This is a genomic window from Leisingera sp. MMG026 (assembly GCF_021654205.1).
In the GTDB taxonomy this organism is placed as follows: Bacteria; Pseudomonadota; Alphaproteobacteria; order Rhodobacterales; family Rhodobacteraceae; genus Leisingera.
The window spans coordinates 1-19,245 of sequence record NZ_JAKFZM010000064.1; the positions used below are offsets into that span (position 1 = coordinate 1).

Sequence of the window (19,245 nt, forward strand, 5' to 3'; positions counted from 1 at the left end):
TTACCTGAAGGTCATCGGCTGGGGCTGGTTCTACCTGTCCACGATCCTCGACGATTATTGCTTCGGTATCCGATCAGAACGACGCCTTTGCGAGGAGGTTGATCTGAACCTGGCCTATCGCTGGTTTTGCCGCCTTGATCTGAGCGACCGGGTCCCTGACCACTCGACCTTCTCTAAGAACCGGCGCGGGCGTTTCCGCGATAGCGAACTGCTGCGGCACCTGTTCGAGACGACCGTCGCGCGATGCATCAAAGAGGGCCTGTCAGTGGTCAGCGCATGGCCATCAGCGCAAGCCTGGGGAAGATCAAAGCCGGCCGGGCTCAGATGATCGGTGAGCATCACACTTATCATACCGGACACCGATGTGACCAAGACGAGCCGCTCCGCCGCCCGGCCGGTCATGTGGATGCAGAGCTGGCGGTCGAAATCCGTTTCCAGAATCGCATTCGGGGGAACATCCCGTTCTATTGTTCCGCCTGCGGCCGCTACACTGAAAAGCCCGGCGGCAGCAGGGCGTGGTTAAGGAGACTTTCCGCGCTTGAAAACCCGCAGGGAGGAATGTTGCGCAGGATCAGCACGGCGCCACGGGTAAGCTACACGCCCACCGCAGCCGGGGAGCCGAAGGCCGTGGCGATCCGCAGCAGAAGCAGCAGCTTGCCTGTTGGCAGGTCTGTTTCCGGTAGCCAGCGGCCCGTGTCATTGCATGCATACCCTCCTTGCCGAAAAGGTCGCCCGGCGAACACCCTTCCATCAGCCGGCCCAACAGGTCTTTGTCTATGCTCATACGTGGGTCTCTTGAAAATTGAGCTACCACGCCAGGGCACAAAATTCAGGATAGTCCCGCGCAATCTCGTCGAGCGGTGCTTCAACAAGCTCAAGAATGCGCGCCATAGGCTACGACAAGACCGCTAAGAGCTTCCTTGGTTTCATAGACACCACGTTCATCCGGTTTTGGGTGCGCCTATTATCTACATTACCTAATAACATGGGAAGGTCGAAGCCACGGAAAACTTCAGCCCCATGCAATCTCCCGGCTGCAGTAGCCAGAAATTTTGCCCGGGAAGCCGCCCCATTCGGTTCGCTTCGGCATCTTCGCCTTCACGCTCATTGCAGCCCCTTTGGAGGGACACCCCAGTGATCTGCAACATCGAAAATAAGCAGTTCCCGGACGTGGGTCATATTCCGGTCAACCAAAGTCACCCGTCACCCTTCCCTACGGCGCAGTTTCCGGGCAGCCCGTAAGTCCAGTGCCAATCTGCCCTCTATGCAGCCTGTGCGTGCAACCACTGCCAGCCTGAAGAGGACTGCCAAAAGCGGCACCAAATGCACCACGATACTGGGGGCGGTTCGCCAGTCCCACAGATGGGGGACTACCGGGAAGCTGCCCCGGCGGGGATCATGCGGGTATTTCGCGAAGCTTTGAAGGAGCGTTCGATGACAGGTTATTCGGTAGACGGAACGCGGCTTTGGTCCCGGCTAATGGACATGGCCGAAATCGGTTCCACAACAAACGGCGGTTCGCACCGGCTGTCGCTCAGCCAGGATGACGAGGACGGCCGCGAGCTGTTTCTTGCATGGTGCAAAAACCGCGGCTTTGCACCGGTCTTCGACAAGATCGGCAACCTGTTCGTCCGCCGTGCGGGCCGGAACCCGGCAGCGCCTCCGGTTGTCATCGGCAGCCACCTGGACACGCAGCCCAATGGCGGCCGGTTCGACGGCGTGCTGGGGGTGCTGGCCGGATTGGAAGTGCTGGAAACGCTTGAAGATCTCGGCATTGCAACAGTAACGCCGGTAGAGGTTGCCGTGTGGACCAACGAGGAAGGCGCCCGGTTTCAGCCCGCCATGATGGGCTCGGGCGTTCATTGCGGTGTGCATCCCCTTGCAAAGGCACTGGAGGCGACCGACGCATCCGGCATCCCGGTTGCGCAGGAACTCAAACGATTTGGCTACGAAAGCGGTATGGAGCCGGGAAACCGCGCAACCGGCAGCTATCTGGAACTGCATATCGAGCAGGGGCCGATCCTTGAGCAGGAGGAGAAGACCATCGGTGTAGTCACCGGCGGACAGGCAATCCGCTGGTATACCCTGACACTGAGCGGCGAAGAGACCCACGCAGGTCCGATGCCCATGGCGATGCGGCGCGATCCGGTGCGGCATCTGGCAGCAGTGATGGAGCTTGTTTACCGGAGTGGCCTGACGGATCCGGATGCCCGCGCGACCATCGGAAAAATCGAAACGCTGCCGGGTTCGATCAATGTAATGCCAGGTCAGGTTTGCCTGTCGGTCGATTTGCGCCACCCCGGCGAGGCCGCGCTGGAGCACATGCATGGCGCGTTGGCCGAGGGTATTGCGCGATTGAATGCCGCGGCCGAGGGCGTGGATATTCGTCTTGAGCAGATCTGGCACTCGCCTGTGGTGTCTTTCGATCCGCAATTGATTGAAGCGGTGCGAACCGGTGCTGCAGCGCGGGGCTATCCCTCCCGGGATATGGTCTCCGGAGCCGGGCATGATGCGTTCCATCTTGCCAAACTGGTACCCGCAACGATGATCTTTGTGCCCTGCCGTGATGGCATCAGCCACAACGAGCGGGAATACACGGCACCGGAACATGTCGAGGCCGGTGCGAACGTGCTGCTGGATGTCGCGCTGCAAGCAGCGGGTGTGCAGGCATTGGCGGGGGGCACGGCATGAGGATCACCATTGCCGATTGGGATCCGCGGCCGCAGGCAAGGGCGGCGCAAGCGGACGCATTGGCCGACCATGCGGCGGCAGAGCAGAGCGACCTTGTGCTGCTGCCGGAAATGCCGCTGAGCGCTTGGCTGGCCATCAGTCCGGAACGTGACGCGGCGCTGTGGGAACAGTCTGTCCATGACCACGAGAGCGGTTTGGATGAACTTGGTGAGCAGCTGGGAACGGGTTTGGCGGGATCGCGGCCGGTCCTGAATGCAGGCGGCCAGCCCAGAAACCGTGCTTTCCTGTGGCATGACAGCCAGTTCGCCGCCGTGCGGCACGAAAAAGCGGCCCTGCCGGAGGAAGACGGTTATTGGGAGAGCCGCTGGTATGGAGCGGGTGCGCAGCAAACGGCGCCGCTGGATTGGAACGGGCTGCGGATCGGTTTTGCCATCTGCACCGAGCTTTGGGACCCGGCGCATGGCTGCCGCCTGTCGCAGGCGGGGGCAGAAGTGCTTCTGGTGCCCCGCGCAAGCCCGGATCTGGGCAGCGATATCTGGGTCTCCGGCGCCCGCGCCTTGGCGGTGCGGACCGGCTGTTATGTCCTGTCTTCGAATTTTGCCTATCCGGCAGGAAGTTTTGCTTTTGAGGGGCTTTCCGTGGCGGTGGATCCGGACGGCGAAATTCTCGCGGTGACCAGCGAGGAGCAGCCCTATGCCACGGTGTCAGTCAGCGCCGGTGCCGCACGGGATGCAAAGGCCACCTACCCCCGGTATGTGTTTGACAAAATCAAGAAACAGAAAGGTGCGACATGAAACATCTCTGCGCAGTTGCGGCGGGGTGGGCCCTTTTGGCAGGCGGTGCCGCAAATGCGGACAGTCTGGTGCTGACCAATGCCTCCATTTACACGGTGGATGAGGCGCGCAGCAGGGCCGAGGCGCTTGCCATTGATGAAGACGGCATCATTACCGCCGTTGGCAGCGAGGCTGAGGTACTGGCTGCCGCAGATGAAGACCCGGAGATTGTGGATCTGGGCGGGCGAATGGTGCTGCCGGGGTTCCAGGACATCCACCTGCATGCGGTAGAGGCCGGGGTGAATGCGGTTCTCTGCCCGTTCGAAGCCTTCGACACGCTTGCGGGCTACAAGGCCACGGTACAAGGCTGCGCCGAAAACGGCGATACTGGTGTCTGGGTGCTGGGGGCCGGAGTGAATATGGTCAACCTGCTGGAATTGCACAGCAACCCGGTTACGGTACTTGACGAAATCTCGCCGGACCGCCCGGTGATGATCCTCGACGACATCGGCCATGGCGCCTGGGCCAATTCCCTGGCGCTGCAGGCAGCGGGATATGACACGGCCAAGGATGCGGCCAACGGCAATATCATCCTGCGCGGGGCTGATGGGCGGCCCAACGGGGTGGTGCTGGAAAACGCACCGCACAACCTGCGCACACTTGCCTTCCCGCCAACTCAGGAGAACTTGGACTTTGCCTATGACAGCCTGCTGAACGCAGCAGCAGAACTGAATGCCAACGGGATCACTTCGATCAGCGATGCAGGCGGATATTGGCCGCAGGGCCATCACAAGGTGTGGGATTGGGCCGAGGAAGCGGGTGAGCTGCCCCTGCGGGCCTCGAACGCCTTTTACATTTATCCTGACCGGCCGTTGGACGCGCAAATCGCGGAGATCAAGACCCTCTACCACAACGACCCGGACCGGCTGGTGCGCTTCAACGCCGCCAAGATCTATGTCGACGGCATTCTGAGTCAGGCCACCGGCGCCTTGCTGGAACCTTATGAAGCAGGGCTGGACCTGCAGGACGGCGCGGAATACGGGTATCTCTATTTCGAGAAAGACGAGCTGATGCGCGCCGCGCGGGAACTTGCCGCAACCGGCTTTCAGCTGCATTTCCATGTGACCGGGGATTACGGCGCGCGGCTGGCGCTGGACGCGATTGCCCAGGCCGCGCCGGAATCTGGACCGCATCGGCTGACCCATCTTTACCTTGCCGACCCTGCTGATTACCCCCGCTTTGCCGAGCTTGGCGCCATTGCTGATTTGCAACTGGCTCCCAGCGCGGTCGCCGAGGACTACCAGGCCTTCATGGCAGAGTTCATCGGCGAACGCACCGATCGGCTGCTGCCTGCCGGGGCACTGCTGGAAGCCGGAGCGACAGTTACGCTGTCAAGTGACTGGGACGCGGACGAGTTGAATCCGCTGATCAAGATCGAAACCGCGGTCAGCCGCAGGCACAACGGCCTGCCCGATGTCGCCGCCGCCATCGCGGCGATGACCATCAACCCGGCCATTGCCCTGCGCCACGCAGACCGGACCGGCTCCATCGAGGTTGGCAAATTTGCGGATCTGGTGGTGCTCAGTAAAGACATCCTGAAGATCCCGGCCAACCAGATCAGCAGCGTTGCCGTTGAGGCGACCCTGCTGCAGGGCGAAGCGGTCTTCGACAACGCGGGGCTGTTCGCTGAATGAGCTCAGAGCTGCCCGCTCACTGGCCTGTCGAGGTAGCTGAGCGGGTCTTCGGTGGCATTGGCCGGTGCCTTGGTCAATGCCTCGAGAAACAGCGAGAAAAGTTCGCCCTGCGAGGTGATACCCAGCTTGTTGTGAATGCGCTTGCGGTGAACCTTGACGGTTTCCGGGCTGTTGCCCAGCTCGCGTGCAATCGACTTCGAGGAATGCCCCTTAAGGATCAGCTGCACGATTTCAACCTCACGACCGCTCAGCGTCGAGGTGGCAAAGCGGTCAAAGGACTTTTTCAGATGCAACCCCATGCGGCCGCTGCCGGCCAGAGAATTGGGGTCCAGCGCAGGCCAATGGCGGCGGCACAGCGCCGCAATGCAGGGCAGCAGCCCGGCAAGCGCGGCCCTTTGATCCGGACCAAACTGGAAGCCTTCCTCCCTGCTGCCCAGCGAGATCACCGCAGCAGCACCGTTCCCGAAGGCAACGAACACGCTGGTTTCGTCAAACAGACCGGTGTCTGCATAGAAGGTCTGGTAGTATTCTGACCACATGAAATCATCAGGTGCGCATTCGCCAAGCGTAACCACGCGGTCCCCGATCCCCTGCTGGAAGAGATTATAAAAAGGGTCGAGGAAATAGGCGAAATCCAGATAGGGCTTGATCGTCGCGGCACTGTATTCATCCGACAGGTTGTCGAACAGCTCCATCGGCGGGTGATCCGGGAAAAAGGCTGCAATGAAGGTGCTGTCATATCCTGATGCCGATTGGCACAGGTCTGCGAGGGCGGCCAGGAACCCGTCCTGCCCGGCAAGCTCGATGGCCCGGGCAAGGCCTGCAAGGCAGCCAGACTCACCTGTTCTGTTGGAGCTTTGCATCATCGTCCTTGCGTCAAACATAGTGATTCCCAACGTTCAAATCAGAATAACCTTGACCGCCTGCCGGCATCTAGGCCGGCTGCTGCTGTGTCATGCAGTGGATGCCGCCGCCGGCATGGCAGATCCCGCGCATATCCACCGCCAGGATCTCGCGGCCGGGAAAAGCCTTGGCGAAGATTTCCTGCGCTGCTGCATCAGTGGGCGTGCCGAACGATGGGACTACCACGCCGCCGTTTGCGATATAGGCGTTCACATAAGACAGGGCCGTCGTGTCGGTTTCGGGTTCGACCATATAGGCCTCGTCGATCAGCCCGATCTCTATCTCCCGGCCATCGGCATCGGTCTGGCCGCGCAGGGCTTTCAGGTTTTCCTCACAGACCCTGTGGCGCGGGTTTGCCGGGTCCGGGTTGCACTCGAACATCAGCTTGCCCGGCGCAGTGAAGGTCAGCATGCCGTCGATATGGCCGTCGGTGATCCATTCCTCCTCGTCGCCCGGCAGCCAGATGACCTTGCGGGCGCCGATGGCATGGAACAGTTCGCGTTCCACATCCGCCTTGGTCATGCCCGGATTACGGTTGCGATTGAGAAAGCAAGTCTCCGTCGTGATGACGGTGCCGCGGCCGTCCACATGCAAGCCGCCGCCTTCGCCGGTCAAGGGGGACTGGAACAGCGGCAGGTTGAGGTGGCGTACCAGTGCGGCACCGATGCCTGCATCAAGCTCGTAATCCGGGAACTTTTCGCCCCAGCAGTTGAAAATCAGATTGGATCCGATGGTCCGCCCGTTGCCATCCGTCACGAATAGCGGGCCGGTATCGCGGAACCAGTGATCATTCTGCGCCAGCGGTACGACATCGGCCTGAGGCGGCAGCAGACGGCGCGCAATGCTGGCGTGATCGGGATGCGCGGCAACCCGGACCGGCTCAAATCTTAAGATCGCAGTTGCGACCCGCACAAAATTCTCCTGCGCGGCAGCCAGGCCGCTGCCCCAGTTGTCTTCGTGGCCGTCCCAGGGCCAGGTCATCCAGCAGGCGGTATGATGCGCAGTTTCGATCGGCATGACAAAGCCCAGTTCTCCGGGGCTCTTGCCGCTGGCAAGGGCTGCGGTCAGGTCTGTTGAGGTAAGCATGTTCATGCTGCGGGCTCCTGCTGGGTAATACAATGAATGCCGCCGCCGCCAATGGCGATGGCAGGGATCGGCACTTGCGCCACCCGGCGGCCGGGGAAGAGTTCTTCGAAGGTTTCGCGCACCAGCCCGTCCTCGCGGATCCCGTATTCAGGCATCACCACACCGCCGTTGCAGATGTAGGAATTGACGTAGGAGCGGCAGAACCTCGGGTCGTCCGAGACCGCGCTGGCGGCATCGGGGATCTTCACCAGCCTGAGGCTGCGGCCCTTGGCGTCGGTCTGGTCTTCTATCGCGCTGATATTGGCCAGATTGATACCGTGCCAATCGTGATCAGCGGGGCCTTCCGCCTCGATCAGCACCACGCCCGGTGCGACAAAGGTTGCGATGCCGTCGACATGGCCGTCGGTTTCGGTTTCCTCCACATTGCCTGGCAGCCAGATCACCTTGTCACCGCCAAGCATGGCTTTCAGCTCTTCCTCGATGCGGCTGCGGCTCCAGCCAGGATTGCGGTTGGCATTGGGAAAGCAGCTCTCGGTGGTCAGGATGGTGCCTTCGCCATCGACAGAGACGCCGCCGCCTTCGGCGATCAGACCGGAGTGGAAGATTGGCACACCGGCGGCGTTCAGGATCGCATCCGCAGCGGCATTATCGCCATCAAACGGCTGGTACTTGCCGCCCCAGGCGTTGAAGCCAAAGGACACGCCGGCGCGGCCGCCCTTGCCATCGGTCAGGAAACAGGGGCCGGCATCGCGCGCCCAGCTGTCGTCGATCGGGTTGGTAAGGACGTCGATATCCGACCCCAGCAGCGACTTTGCTTCTGCCGCATCTTCGGGGCGGACCAGCATGGTCAGCGGTTCGAATTCGCGGATGGCGCGGGCCACGGCGGCGTAGTTGCGGCGGGTCTCTTGCATATCGGGCCAGAACCCTTCCCTCGTCGGCCACATCATCCAGGTGCGCTGGTGCGGCGCCCATTCAGCGGGCATGCGGAAGCCCGCGGATTTTGGTGTTTGCTGGTCGGACATGAAGGGCTCCATTATGCAGGAAATGTTGTCCGACCAGTCTAAATGTGAGAATATGTAATGCACAAACGCGGATTTCTGCGGGTTAGGATGAGATATTTTAATGAATAACCCCTATCGCCCCTTACCGCCGCTGGGCGCCCTGATCGGGTTCGAAGCCGCGGCCCGGCTCGGCAGTTTCTCGCTGGCGGCGGAAGAGCTGAACATGACGCAATCGGCAGTGTCGCATCAGATCCGGACGCTGGAGACTCATCTGCAGCAACCGCTGTTCCTGCGCATCAGCCGGCGGGTGGAACTGACAGACGCCGGCCGCGACCTGATGGTCTCTGCCCAGGAGGCGCTGGAGACGGTGCGGCTGGGGGTGCGGCGGCTGGACGCCTATTCCAAGCCCGGTTCGGTGGTCATCCACATGCCGTCTGCTTTCGGGGCGCTCTGGCTGGCGCCCCGGCTGGCGCGGTTGCGCGGCAGCCATCCCGATGTGGACCCTTGGCTTTATACCGGCAGCCACGACGTCGATCTCACCGAATCCGAATTTGACATCACGCTGACAACAGAGGCGCCGATTGGTGAAGGCTTTGCCGCGGCGCCATTTTTGCGCGAAGAACGCATTGCGCTGGCGAGCCCCGGTCTGGCGGCGGATTTTCAGAACCGCATGGGCGAAGCCCCCCTGATCCATGACGAACACCCCGATGACTGGCAGAGCTGGTTCCTGGCAGCCGGGCTGGAGCGGGCGGATTGCGCCAAGGGGCTGAACTTCTCCGATACCGCGCTGGCAGTTGATGCCGCCACGCGCGGGCTGGGGATGTGCCTGTGCGACAGGACGCTGGCGCGGCCGCTGGTCCGCGCGGGCAGGCTGCAGGTGCTAAGCCCTGTCAGCCTGCGCGGCGGCGGCCAATACCGCCTTGTGACGCTGGAACGCAATCTGAAGCGCACTGCGGTCCGGGCGCTATGGGATTGGATGCTCGCGGAAACCGGCGGCAGTTAGCGGCCGGCTGCCGAAGGGGGCGGTGCCGGTCTGGCCGCCTCATCCGGGAAAAAGCAGGCCGACTGGCGTCCACCAGCCCGCGTTTCCAGCTGCGGCACTTCGGTCCGGCAGCGGGCCGGGCAGCCCTTCTGCTCATACAGCCAGCAGCGGGTGTGGAAGGGGCAGCCGGCGGGGATGGCGGCGTGTGAGGGGACGTCGCCGGACAGCACGATCGGCGCGGCCTGTGCCCGGTTCCTGGCCTTGACCCGCGGCGCTGCCGACAAGAGGGCCGTTGTATAGGGATGCGCTGGAGCGGCGGACATCTGCTTTGACGGACCGATCTCGACAATCCGGCCCAGATACATCACCGCAATACGCTGGCACAGGTGCCGCACCACCGACAAATCATGGCTGATAAACAGCATCGCCATGTTTTGTTCGGCACGCAAATCGTCCAGCAGATTCAGTATCTGCGCCTGCACCGATACATCCAGGGCACTGACCGGCTCGTCTGCGATGATCACCGGCGGATCATTGGCAATCGCCCTTGCGATGGCGATGCGCTGGCGCTGACCACCGCTGAACTGCTGGGGATAGCGCGCCGCATGGTCCGGGCTCAGCCCGACGCGCCGCAGCAGCGCCCGGACGCGGGACTGGAGCTCAGGGCCCGAGGCGGTTTGCTGGATCCTGAACGGTTCCGACAGAATGCGTCCGATGGTCTTTCTGGGATGCAGCGAGGCATAGGGATCCTGGAACACCATCTGAACCCGCCGCGCGAGAGTGAGCCGCTCTGGTGAACAGGAAGGATCAATATGCTGGCCGTTGACTTGAATGCCGCCTGCAGAGGTTCCGGTGAGGCCGACGATGGCCTTGCCCAGCGTGGTCTTGCCGCTGCCGGATTCACCAATCAGGCCCAGCACCTCGCCCTGCCGGATCTCCAGGGTTACATCGCTGAGCGCCTTGAAGGTTGCGGGTTTCTCAAACAGCGCCCGGCTGCCGGAGGCACGGAATTCGACGGCAAGATTGTTGATCTCAAGCGCCGGGGACGGTGTCGGCCTCATGCGGTTTCCTTTGCCTGGGAAAGGGTGGCGTGCAGCAGGCAGGCGACCTTATGCGCCTGCTGCGGCATTGCAACGGGTTGCGGTTCAACCAGGGCGCAGGTGTCAAATGCTGCCGGGCAGCGGTCGCGGAAGGCACAGCCCGAGGGCCGCTGCCAGATCGCCGGCGGGGTTCCGGGAATGGGCGTCAGCCGGGCGTGCTCGCCGTCCATTGACGGATGCGCCCCCAGCAATCCTTGCGTATAGGGATGCTGCGGGTTTTCCAGTACCTCAGCAGTGGGTCCGCGCTCCACGCCGCGCCCGGAATAAAGCACGATCACCTCATCGGCCATTCCGGCGACCACCCCCAGATCGTGGGTGATCAGCACCAGCGCGATGTTCAGATCCTGTGAGAGTTTTTTGAGGAGTTGCAGAATTTGCGCCTGGATCGTCAGATCAAGCGCGGTGGTCGGCTCGTCTGCGATCAGCAGCTTGGGTTCAAAAACAATGGCCATCGCGATCATGACACGCTGGCGCTGGCCGCCGCTCAACTGATGCGGATAGCGGGCCATCATGCCTTCGGGGTCCGGCATTCCGACCCGTGACAGCGCCTCTATGGCCTTGCGGCGGGCCTCGGCTTTGGTCAGGCGCCGGTGCGCCTGCAGACATTCCACAATCTGATCGCCGATCCGCATCACCGGGTTCAGGCTGCTCATCGGGTCCTGGAAGATCATCGCAATGCCGGTGCCCTGCAGTTTGCGGAACTCCGCTGCGGGCAGCTGGGCCAGATCGGCGCCATCGAACAGGATCTGCCCGGAGACCTGCAAAGGCCCATCAGCCAGCAGCCCCATAATGGCCATCGCCGCAGTGCTTTTGCCGGAGCCGCTTTCACCCACGATGCCCAGGCATTTGCCCCTTGCAAGGCGCAGGCTAAGGGGGGCGACAATTGCTGCCGTCCGATCGCCTGCCTTGATGCTAACTTTCAGATCCGTGACGTCCAATAGTGCCATGGCGCGCGCAACATCCTTTTTGCCAGGGTGTCCCCGGCACACAGAGAGAACCGGGGCATTGCAAATTACTATAGCCCATCAGCTTCAGGTGGCTGTGCCCCATAGGTGGTATCGACAGGAACAGCACTATTTTGGGAGTTTAAGAGCAAGGAAACGGAAAGCGGCTCCCTGATTGGCCGAGGCGCAGATTTCCTGACAACATAGGGAGCTGAACATGAGCCATCCGCGCAAACGCCCGAACACACCGCAATTCCATCTGCCGCGCCGGTCCTTTCTGGCCGGCAGCTGTGCCTTTGCCGCGTTGGCAGCGGCGCCGGATACGGTGGCCTGGGCCGCGGGTTCTGCGGTTCCACCTGGCCTTGGCGCCCGCGATCCCAATGCTCTGGTGGTGCTGGTGGATGCGACGGTCGAAAACCTTGACCCGGCGACCAATATCGAATGGGCCTATGGGCTGCGCCCGGTCTATGAAACGCTGACCGTGCTGGACGGCACCGATACGCTGAAGGCGGCACCGGCGCTGGCGGCCTCCTGGGAGGCCAGCGAAGACGCCAGCAGCTGGACCTTTACCCTGGCCGAGGGGGTGATGTTCCACGATGGCACCGCCTGCGATGCCGCAGCGGTGAAAAAAGCGGTCACCCGTCTGGTGCTGCATCCCGCCGGGCTGGCCGGCACCTGGCAGCTGGATGACCCGGACAGCCAGATCGTGGTGGTGGATGCCAAAACCATCCGCTTTGACCTGGGCGAGCCGCGCCCGTTCTTCGACCGCCAGGTGTCTTCGCAATACGGGTTCTGGATCGCCAGCCCCACCGCGGCCGAGGCGCATTCCAAGGGTGATGATGACATGGGGTCGCAATACCTGCAGGCCAATCCGGTGGGCACCGGCCCGTATACGCTGGAAAGCCTTAACCCCGGTCAGGATGCAACCTTTGCCGCCAATACAGATTTCCGCGGCGGCTGGGACCATCCGCATTTCAACCGGGTGATCACCAAGACCATTCCGGTCTCCGCCACCCGCCGCCAGCTGCTGGAAACCGGCGAAGCCGATATGACCCTGGCGATGGAACCCGAGGATATGGTGGTGCTGCGCGATGACCCGCGGTTTGCGGTAAGCGATACACCGACCTTCACCGTGCAATATGTGGCCTTTGCTACCGACGGAAAACTGGCCGACCCGCGCGCCCGCCAGGCGCTCTGCCATGCCTTTGACCATAATAGCTATATCGAGGAAGTGGCGCTTGGCACCGCTGACAAACCTACCTCGGTATTTCCATCGCTGATGCAGGGCATGGACGGCAAGGACCGGCTGCTGCCGTTTGACCTGGACAAGGCCCGCGCCCTGCTGGCCGAGGCCGGGATCACCGAAGGCACCGAGCTGACGATGGCCTATTACTCCGGTTTCGGGGACATTGAAGGCCAGCTGCTGCAAGCCTGGCTGTCCGAGATCGGCATCAGCCTCAAACTGCAGGAAATGTCCTTCTCCGCCTATCTCGACGTGTTCTTTGGCGAAGGCGCCGCCGAGGAGCGCCCGGACCTGTTCTATTTCTCCTGGTGGCCCAATGTGGATCATCCCTACAGCTTTGCCTGGGGGCTGTTCAGCGGCGATGCGGCGACCTTTGACGGCAATACCGGGCGTTACGGCAATGCCGAGGCGACGGCGCTGATCGACGAGCTGCGCAATCAGGTGATAAATGACGAAATGGCGGCCAAGTTCCAGCGCCTTGCCGCCATACTGACAAATGAAGACCCGGCCTGGCTGCCCATTCTGCAGGAGCGGTCGCAGTTTGTATCGCGCAGCGACATTGCCGGGCTGGAGAACAACCCGGTCTATGTGGCGACGCTCGATATGTACAACCTATCGCGCACGTCATGAGGGGTGTCTGAATGCTGCGTTTCATTCTCAGGCGCACGGCAGCCACCCTGGTTCTGCTGACAGGTGTTGTGCTGATGACCTTTGCGCTCGCCCGGCTGTTGCCGGGCGATCCCGCGCGCCTGATCGCCGGCGCCCGCGCCGATGCCGAGGCCGTGGCTGCGGTGCGCGAGCGGCTTGGCCTGGATGACCCGGTCACCACGCAATTCGCGGCCTATGCAGGCAACGTGCTGCAGGGCGATTTCGGACGCTCGGTTGTTACCAGGCGGCCTATATCCGAGGACATTCTAACCTTTTTCCCGGCAACGCTGGAATTGGTTCTTGCAGCGGGGCTGATCTCATTGGTGCTGGGGGTGCTGCTGGGCACTATGGCCGCGGTCAAAAGCGGCCGGCCCGCGGATGCCGGCGTGCGCAGCGTGGCGGTTCTGGGCCTGTCAGTGCCAGACTTCTGGATTGCGCTGGTCTGCCAGCTGATCTTCTTTGCTACCCTGGGGCTGGTGCCCTTTGGCGGACGGCTTGGCACCGGGATTGCAGCGCCTGAGTTTGTCACCGGTTTCATGACCATCGACAGCCTGATTGCGGGCCGGTTCGACCTGTTCACCGACGCACTGCACCATATGATCCTGCCGGTTGCGGTGCTGGCAATCCCGTCGATGGCGATCACTATCCGGGTGGTGCGGACCTCGCTTCTGGAGGTACTGTCGCAGGATTTCATCCGCACCGCGCGCGCCAAGGGGATTTCGCCGGTCCGGGTCTATTTCAAACATGCGCTTGGCAATGCGCTGCTGCCGATCGTCACCATCTTCGGACTGAACACCGGGCTGCTGATTTCCGGCGCGGTGTTCATCGAGCTGATCTTCGACTGGCCGGGGCTGGGCCGCTACACCGCCAATGCAATCTCGGCCTCCGACTATAACGCCATCATGGCCATCACCCTGGTGGTGTCGATGGCCTATACGCTGATCAACTTCCTGGTTGATCTGAGCTATTCCTTCCTCGACCCGCGGGTGGATCTGACATGAGCGCCGAAACCTCTTTGCCCCCGTCTCGCACCCGCCTGCCAAAAACCCTGGGCCGCATCATCCGCCCGGTTGCCGGTTTTGCCGGTTCATCGGGCCAGGCTGCTCTGGCGGTGGCAATTGTCACCTTGGTTCTGACGATCTCGCTTCTTGCCTTCGGTGCCTATGCAATGGACACGCATATCACTGCCTTTGATCCGCTAAAGATGAACATCCGCGCGCGGCTTGATCCGCCCTCGGCAGAGCATTGGATGGGTACAGACAAGATCGGCCGGGACATGCTGGCGCGGGTGGTGGCCGGGTCCTGGATCTCGCTGTCGGTGTCCTTTGCCGTGCTGACGGTTGCTGCGGTGATCGGCACCAGCTTCGGGCTGATTGCGGGCTATGCCGGCGGGCTGGCGGATGAGATCCTGATGCGGGTGACCGACCTGTTCCTGGCATTCCCTGCGCTGATCCTGGCGGCGGCAATTGCCGCCAGCTTTGGCGGCGGGATGCTGTCGACCACCATTGCCCTGTCAGCGGTGTTCTGGCCCTGGTACGCCCGGTTGATCCGCAGCCGCATCCTGTCGCTGAAAGAGCAGGAGTTCATTGCCGCCGCCCGCTGCATGGGTGCCTCGCACCTGCGGCTGATCTTCTCGGACCTGCTGCCGATGGTCTGGCCCTTGGTGATCGTCCAAGCCACCACCGACGTGGGCTTTGTGATCCTGGCGGCATCCGGACTGTCGTTCCTTGGGCTGGGTGCGCAGCCGCCAACGCCGGAATGGGGCGCGATGATCTTTGACAGCCTCACTCACCAGCCGGCCTCGTGGTGGCTGGCGGTGTTCCCCGGCGGCGCGATTGCCCTGGTTGCAATCGGCTTCAACCTGCTTGGCGATAGCCTGCGCGACCACCTCGACCCTTCGCTTGGCGCGTCCGAAGCAGGCATCTGAACAAGGAACCCCTGATATGAACCGACGAAACTTTCTCGCCTCCGGGGCGGCGGCGCTATCCGGTGCGCTGACAGCAAACCCTGCCGCGGCAGCCCGGTCTGTGAACTACGCCAAAACCGGGGCTGAGATCATTCCGGGCAGCGCGGGTGCGGACGGATTTGCCTTTCCCGCCGAATGGGTCCGGCACGAGCGAACGCTGATGCAATTCCCGCCGCCGCAGAACTGGTATCCCAACCAGCTCAACGCTGCGCGCAAGGAATGGGCGGAGGCGGCCAATAACGTGGCGGAGTATGAGCCCGTCACCATGGCAGTGCGGCGGCGCGATATGGCAACGGCGAAAAAGCTGTTGTCCTCGGAGATCAGCCTGATCGAAATGCCGCTGAACGATGCCTGGTCGCGCGACAGCGGGCCGATGATTGTGCAGAACGCGCAAGGCGCGCGCCGGATCGCTGGATTTACCTTCAACGGCTGGGGCCGCAAGTTTCCGCCCTACAAACACGACACGCTGGCAAAAGGCCGGTTTGCGGCACACCTTGGCCTGCCAATGTATACGTCCGATCTGGTGCTGGAAGGCGGCGCCGTGGCGGTGGACGGCCAGGGCACCCTGCTGACCACCGAGGAATGCCTGCTGCACAAGAACCGCAATCCTGGCTGGAGCAAAGCCCAGGTGGAGGCAGAGCTGAAGGCGGGTCTGGGTGTTCAGAAGGTGATCTGGCTGCCTCACGGCCTCACCCCAGACCCGGTCACCGACGGGCACGTGGACGGCATGGCAGCCTTTGCCGCGCCGGGCGTCGTGCTGCTGCACACAACCGATGACCGCTCCGATCCGAACTACGAAATCACCCAGGATGCCAAGCGCATCCTGCAGCAGGAAACCGGCGTCCACGGGCGGCGCTTCGAGATTATTGAGATCCCGTTGACCAGCTATGACGTTGTTCACATGAACTTCTACATCTGCAATGGCGCTGTCATCGTTCCTGTGTCCGGCAGGAAGGGCGAGGATGACCAGCCCCTCGCCATCCTGCGCGAGGCTTTCCCGGGCCGGCGCGTTGTGGGCGTTTCAGGCCGCATGATCGGCGGCGGCGGTGGCGGGGTGCATTGCATCACCCAGCAGGTGCCCGCGGTTTGAGAGCAAAAAAGAAGGGGCCAATTGCTTGGCCCCTGTTTCAGTTGCGGGAGAGGGGCTTGTCGTACTTCACGAAAGGTGTGAGCGCGGCAATCCGGTCGTAGAGCTTGCGTGCAGTGTGATTGAATTCCTGCGTGTGCCAGTAGAGGACAGAGGCACCTTCGGCCGCCCCCCGCCGCGCCACTTCATCGATCAAAGCCCGCCCGATACCGGCACCCCGTGCCCGGGGATCGACAAACAGATCCTGAAGATAGCAGGTATCTTCCACCGACCACATGTCGCGGTGCAGCAAATAATGGGCGATTCCAACGGCTTCGCCATTAAGTTCAGCAATCAGTCCGCTGTATTCCCGCGCATCCGCCGACAGCAGCCTTGCGAAGCTGCTATCGTAGATGCGCGCCGGCAGCGTAGCCTTGTAAAAGGTGAGGTAGCCGGTCCACAGGCGGTCCCAGCTTTCACGGTCGCTTTGTTCAACCGCTCGGATCGTCAGCAAGTTTGTCATCGCAGTGCCCCTGTTTCGCCGTCCAAGGTACGCAGCGCCCCGTACATATGCGGCCTGCGGTCCCGGAACACCCCCCAGGCGCTGCGGTAGCGCGCGGCGGTGTCCAGATCGACAGCTGCCGTGATGAAGGTTTCCTCCGTGCGGTTGGCGTCCGCTAGAATCTCTCCAGTATAGCCCGCGATGAAGGAGGTGCCGTAAAAGACACCGGCTGTTTCGCCACCCTGTTCGGTGCCCACGCGGTTGGACGCCACCACCGGGATCATGTTTGCCGCGGCGTGGCCCTGCATCGTGCGCCGCCAATGGCCGCTGCTGTCCAATTCAGGGTTCTTCGGTTCGGTGCCGATGGCGGTCGGGAACAGCAGCACCTCAGCCCCCTGCAGCGCCAGGCAGCGGGCGGTTTCCGGGAACCACTGGTCCCAGCAGATGCCGCAGCCGAGGCGGCCAAAGCGGGTTTCAACCACCTGAAAGCCGCTGTCGCCCGGCGAGAAATAGAATTTCTCCTCATATCCCGGTGCCTGCGGAATATGGGTTTTACGGTAGTTGGTCAGGATGGTCCCGTCAGCATCGGCGATGGCCAGCGAGTTGTAGCGCGCCAGTCCTGCCTCCTCGTAATAGGAGATTGGCAGCACCACTCCCAGTTTCCGCGCCAGCGACGCAAAATGCGACACCACCCGGCTTTGCTCGAGCGGCCGGGCGAGTTGCAGGTGGTCTAGTGACTGTTCGAGACAGAAATAGGGCGTTTCGAACAGCTCCTGCAGCAGGATAACCTGGGCCCCTGCTTCGGCGGCATTGGTCACCAGCGCCTCAGCCTTGGCGATGTTTTCGTCGATGTCCCAGCTGCAGGCCATCTGGGATGCAGCAAGCGTTATCTGCCGCATGCATTCACTCCTGGCTCGATGAAGTCCTTGATTGAGCCGGCAACAGCCCCGATCAGCTGGTCGCATTGCTTCCTGTTGATGATCAGCGGCGGTGACAGAACGAGCCGGTCGCCAACCGGGCGCACGATAACGCCCCGCTCCATGCAGCCCTTGAACACCTTGCTGGCTGCTTGCTCGGACAGATCGAGCGGGGCCTTGCTTGCCTTGTCGGCAACCAGATCGATGCCCAGCATCAGATGGCTGCCACGCACATCGCCCACAATCGGCAGATTGAGCAGGGATTCGGCGCTTTCCTGAAGATAAGGGCCAACCGTCCGCACATGATCCAGAATGCCTTCGCGCTCGATGATCTCGATGTTCTTGAGCGCCGCCGCGCAGGCTACGGGATGCCCGAAATAGGTCAGCCCCATTGAGAATACGCCGCCCTCACACTGCGGCCTGGCGATGGTGCCGTAAATCTCATCCGAGATCAGCGCTGCCCCCAGCGGGATGTAGCCCGAGGTCAGCCCCTTGGCGCAGACCAGGATGTCCGGCGTATAGCCATACAGCGTTTCCGAGGTGAACCACTCCCCCAGACGGCCAAAGCCGGTGACCACCTCATCAGCAATATAGAGCATGCCGTGGCGCTTGCAGACTTCATACATGCGCTTGTGGTAGCCCGCGGGCGCAACCAGCACACCGCCGGCACCCATGATCGGTTCGGCGATGAAAGCGGCCACATTGTCAGGGCCCAGCTGTTGAATGCGGGCTTCGAACTCGCGCACCAAATGGTCGCAATATTCCCCGTCGCTCCAACCCTCCGGCTTGGCATAGAGATTGGCTTCCGAGATATGGCTGATGAAATCCTCGCCAATCCGGTCGAAGCCGTATTTGGTGCCATGGATGCCGGTGAGCGAGGCCGCCACATAGGTGGCGCCATGGTAGCCGTTCTGCCGCGAGATGATCTTTTTCTTCCGGTGCTGGCCCTTCATGTCAAAGTAATAGTGGACCAGCCGGACTGCGGCATCATTGGCGGTGGAGCCGCCGCAGGTGTAATAGATGTGGTTCAGATCCCCCGGCGCCAATTCCGCCAGCTTGGCGCCCAGCTGGGCCGCCGGCACATTGGTGCTGTGCCCGAACGGGTTGTAATACTGCATGTCCATCACCTGTTTGGCGATGGTCTCGGCCATCTCCTCGCGGCCATGGCCGATGTTCACGCACCACAGCCCGGCAATGCCGTCCAGCAGCCGGTTGCCCTCGGTATCGATGACATGCATGCCCTGGGCACGCTCGATGACATGGCTGCCTTCTTCGGCAAAGGCGGCAAAATCCGTGTAGGGGTGCAGAAGATGGGCGCGGTCCTGTGCCCATGCGGTCTGCGGTTCGGGAACACTCATCTGGACTCTCCTGAATGTGGCGGGATTTCCATTGCTGGGTCCCAGCTTCTTCCAGGTTGTCTTGCGGGCACAGTCCCCCGCAGTGGGTATTGGCAACCCGGTTGCCATCCAAGGAACCAGGCCATCACCAATGTCGCACCGGTCAGCCATGCCTCCGCCTGATAACCTGCTCCATGCGGTGTTTCTGGATTGAGAGTGTCCGGAAGCTGCGAGAGATGAAGCTGTTGATCATGGTCGTGCAGCATAGATGCAGCGTCTGAAACGAACTGGAGCTTCCCGGGCCGCACTGCAGGGTTGAGGTAGACGGCATTCAGTAAACAGCGCCGATCTTACCGCGGCCAACGTCGGCTTCGCACCAGTTAATGCGCTGC

The 19,245-nt window shown here is 62.1% G+C and carries 16 protein-coding genes and 2 pseudogenes; 10 read left to right on the forward strand and 8 right to left on the reverse strand.

The genetic code is table 11. The features are described from left to right. The 5 genes and pseudogenes from L1069_RS21715 to L1069_RS21735 form a co-directional block, all read left to right on the forward strand. A pseudogene (locus L1069_RS21715) lies at positions 1-318 on the forward strand (transposase); the annotation flags it as partial. 525 nt (positions 319-843) lie between these two features. After that, positions 844-973: pseudogene (locus L1069_RS21720) on the forward strand (IS5/IS1182 family transposase); the annotation flags it as partial. Between the two features lie 461 nt (positions 974-1,434). Further along, on the forward strand, positions 1,435-2,691 hold the full coding sequence (locus L1069_RS21725) for a Zn-dependent hydrolase (RefSeq protein ID WP_237457014.1): 1,257 nt from the start codon (positions 1,435-1,437) through the stop codon (positions 2,689-2,691). Then, positions 2,688-3,485, forward strand: a complete 798-nt coding sequence (locus tag L1069_RS21730) for a carbon-nitrogen hydrolase family protein (protein ID WP_237457015.1) — start codon at positions 2,688-2,690, stop codon at positions 3,483-3,485. The genes L1069_RS21725 and L1069_RS21730 overlap by 4 nt, the downstream gene beginning before the upstream one ends. Further along, positions 3,482-5,158, forward strand: coding sequence for an amidohydrolase (locus tag L1069_RS21735; RefSeq protein WP_237457016.1), 1,677 nt, complete (start codon positions 3,482-3,484; stop codon positions 5,156-5,158). The genes L1069_RS21730 and L1069_RS21735 overlap by 4 nt, the downstream gene beginning before the upstream one ends. Before the next feature lie 2 nt (positions 5,159-5,160). Here the strand turns inward: L1069_RS21735 and L1069_RS21740 are convergent, their stop codons facing one another. The 3 genes from L1069_RS21740 to L1069_RS21750 are packed head-to-tail and all read right to left on the reverse strand — an operon-like array spanning position 5,161 to position 8,169. After that, on the reverse strand, positions 5,161-6,042 hold the full coding sequence (locus tag L1069_RS21740; protein ID WP_237457017.1) for a helix-turn-helix transcriptional regulator: 882 nt from the start codon (positions 6,040-6,042) through the stop codon (positions 5,161-5,163). 49 nt (positions 6,043-6,091) lie between these two features. Beyond that, a complete protein-coding gene (locus L1069_RS21745; RefSeq protein WP_237457018.1) occupies positions 6,092-7,153 on the reverse strand; it encodes an agmatine deiminase family protein in 1,062 nt (353 codons plus the stop codon). Continuing rightward, the gene (locus tag L1069_RS21750; RefSeq protein ID WP_237457019.1) at positions 7,150-8,169 is read right to left on the reverse strand and encodes an agmatine deiminase family protein; all 1,020 of its coding nucleotides are present in this window, start codon (positions 8,167-8,169) and stop codon (positions 7,150-7,152) included. The genes L1069_RS21745 and L1069_RS21750 overlap by 4 nt, the downstream gene beginning before the upstream one ends. A 100-nt stretch (positions 8,170-8,269) precedes the next feature. On the opposite strand from L1069_RS21750, the gene L1069_RS21755 reads away from it, so the two are divergent. Further along, entirely contained in the window at positions 8,270-9,151 is an 882-nt protein-coding gene (locus L1069_RS21755; protein ID WP_237457020.1) for a LysR substrate-binding domain-containing protein, read from the forward strand. Here L1069_RS21755 and L1069_RS21760 read toward each other — a convergent pair. Next, complete coding sequence (locus tag L1069_RS21760; protein ID WP_237457021.1) at positions 9,148-10,191, reverse strand: oligopeptide/dipeptide ABC transporter ATP-binding protein; 1,044 nt, start codon at positions 10,189-10,191, stop codon at positions 9,148-9,150. The genes L1069_RS21755 and L1069_RS21760 overlap by 4 nt on opposite strands. Further along, a complete protein-coding gene (locus L1069_RS21765; RefSeq protein WP_237457022.1) occupies positions 10,188-11,177 on the reverse strand; it encodes an ABC transporter ATP-binding protein in 990 nt (329 codons plus the stop codon). The genes L1069_RS21760 and L1069_RS21765 overlap by 4 nt, the downstream gene beginning before the upstream one ends. Before the next feature lie 214 nt (positions 11,178-11,391). Between L1069_RS21765 and L1069_RS21770 the strand changes: the two genes are divergently transcribed. From L1069_RS21770 to L1069_RS21785, 4 genes are read left to right on the forward strand one after another with little or no spacing between them, the layout of a single operon-like run. Then, positions 11,392-13,047 carry an ABC transporter substrate-binding protein gene (locus tag L1069_RS21770; protein ID WP_237457023.1) on the forward strand — a complete coding sequence of 552 codons (1,656 nt, stop codon included), beginning with the start codon at positions 11,392-11,394 and terminating at the stop codon, positions 13,045-13,047. Positions 13,048-13,058: 11 nt separating this feature from the next. Next, positions 13,059-14,066, forward strand: a complete 1,008-nt coding sequence (locus L1069_RS21775; RefSeq protein ID WP_237457024.1) for an ABC transporter permease — start codon at positions 13,059-13,061, stop codon at positions 14,064-14,066. Beyond that, positions 14,063-14,992: an ABC transporter permease gene (locus L1069_RS21780; protein WP_134830786.1), complete on the forward strand. Its 930-nt coding sequence runs from the start codon at positions 14,063-14,065 to the stop codon at positions 14,990-14,992. Before L1069_RS21775 ends, L1069_RS21780 begins: the two co-directional genes overlap by 4 nt. Before the next feature lie 16 nt (positions 14,993-15,008). After that, a complete protein-coding gene (locus L1069_RS21785) occupies positions 15,009-16,121 on the forward strand; it encodes an agmatine deiminase family protein (protein WP_237457025.1) in 1,113 nt (370 codons plus the stop codon). A 37-nt stretch (positions 16,122-16,158) separates the two neighbouring features. Here the strand turns inward: L1069_RS21785 and L1069_RS21790 are convergent, their stop codons facing one another. From L1069_RS21790 to L1069_RS21800, 3 genes are read right to left on the reverse strand one after another with little or no spacing between them, the layout of a single operon-like run. Beyond that, positions 16,159-16,620: a GNAT family N-acetyltransferase gene (locus L1069_RS21790; RefSeq protein ID WP_237457026.1), complete on the reverse strand. Its 462-nt coding sequence runs from the start codon at positions 16,618-16,620 to the stop codon at positions 16,159-16,161. Further along, positions 16,617-17,498 (reverse strand): N-carbamoylputrescine amidase, encoded by an 882-nt coding sequence (gene aguB, locus L1069_RS21795; protein ID WP_237457027.1) that lies wholly within the window; start codon positions 17,496-17,498, stop codon positions 16,617-16,619. Before aguB ends, L1069_RS21790 begins: the two co-directional genes overlap by 4 nt. Continuing rightward, positions 17,486-18,874: an aminotransferase gene (locus L1069_RS21800; RefSeq protein WP_237457028.1), complete on the reverse strand. Its 1,389-nt coding sequence runs from the start codon at positions 18,872-18,874 to the stop codon at positions 17,486-17,488. The genes aguB and L1069_RS21800 overlap by 13 nt, the downstream gene beginning before the upstream one ends. Between the last annotated feature and the right edge of the window lie 371 nt (positions 18,875-19,245).

What these genes read in the sequence shown, in the direction of transcription:
- L1069_RS21725 (WP_237457014.1), top strand. Translation starts at nt 1,435, where the DNA reads ATGACAGGTTATTCGGTAGACGGAACGCGGCTTTGGTCCCGGCTAATG.
- L1069_RS21730 (WP_237457015.1), top strand. Translation starts at nt 2,688, where the DNA reads ATGAGGATCACCATTGCCGATTGGGATCCGCGGCCGCAGGCAAGGGCG.
- L1069_RS21735 (WP_237457016.1), top strand. Translation starts at nt 3,482, where the DNA reads ATGAAACATCTCTGCGCAGTTGCGGCGGGGTGGGCCCTTTTGGCAGGC.
- L1069_RS21740 (WP_237457017.1), bottom strand. Translation starts at nt 6,042, where the DNA reads ATGTTTGACGCAAGGACGATGATGCAAAGCTCCAACAGAACAGGTGAG.
- L1069_RS21745 (WP_237457018.1), bottom strand. Translation starts at nt 7,153, where the DNA reads ATGAACATGCTTACCTCAACAGACCTGACCGCAGCCCTTGCCAGCGGC.
- L1069_RS21750 (WP_237457019.1), bottom strand. Translation starts at nt 8,169, where the DNA reads ATGTCCGACCAGCAAACACCAAAATCCGCGGGCTTCCGCATGCCCGCT.
- L1069_RS21755 (WP_237457020.1), top strand. Translation starts at nt 8,270, where the DNA reads ATGAATAACCCCTATCGCCCCTTACCGCCGCTGGGCGCCCTGATCGGG.
- L1069_RS21760 (WP_237457021.1), bottom strand. Translation starts at nt 10,191, where the DNA reads ATGAGGCCGACACCGTCCCCGGCGCTTGAGATCAACAATCTTGCCGTC.
- L1069_RS21765 (WP_237457022.1), bottom strand. Translation starts at nt 11,177, where the DNA reads ATGGCACTATTGGACGTCACGGATCTGAAAGTTAGCATCAAGGCAGGC.
- L1069_RS21770 (WP_237457023.1), top strand. Translation starts at nt 11,392, where the DNA reads ATGAGCCATCCGCGCAAACGCCCGAACACACCGCAATTCCATCTGCCG.
- L1069_RS21775 (WP_237457024.1), top strand. Translation starts at nt 13,059, where the DNA reads ATGCTGCGTTTCATTCTCAGGCGCACGGCAGCCACCCTGGTTCTGCTG.
- L1069_RS21780 (WP_134830786.1), top strand. Translation starts at nt 14,063, where the DNA reads ATGAGCGCCGAAACCTCTTTGCCCCCGTCTCGCACCCGCCTGCCAAAA.
- L1069_RS21785 (WP_237457025.1), top strand. Translation starts at nt 15,009, where the DNA reads ATGAACCGACGAAACTTTCTCGCCTCCGGGGCGGCGGCGCTATCCGGT.
- L1069_RS21790 (WP_237457026.1), bottom strand. Translation starts at nt 16,620, where the DNA reads ATGACAAACTTGCTGACGATCCGAGCGGTTGAACAAAGCGACCGTGAA.
- aguB (WP_237457027.1), bottom strand. Translation starts at nt 17,498, where the DNA reads ATGCGGCAGATAACGCTTGCTGCATCCCAGATGGCCTGCAGCTGGGAC.
- L1069_RS21800 (WP_237457028.1), bottom strand. Translation starts at nt 18,874, where the DNA reads ATGAGTGTTCCCGAACCGCAGACCGCATGGGCACAGGACCGCGCCCAT.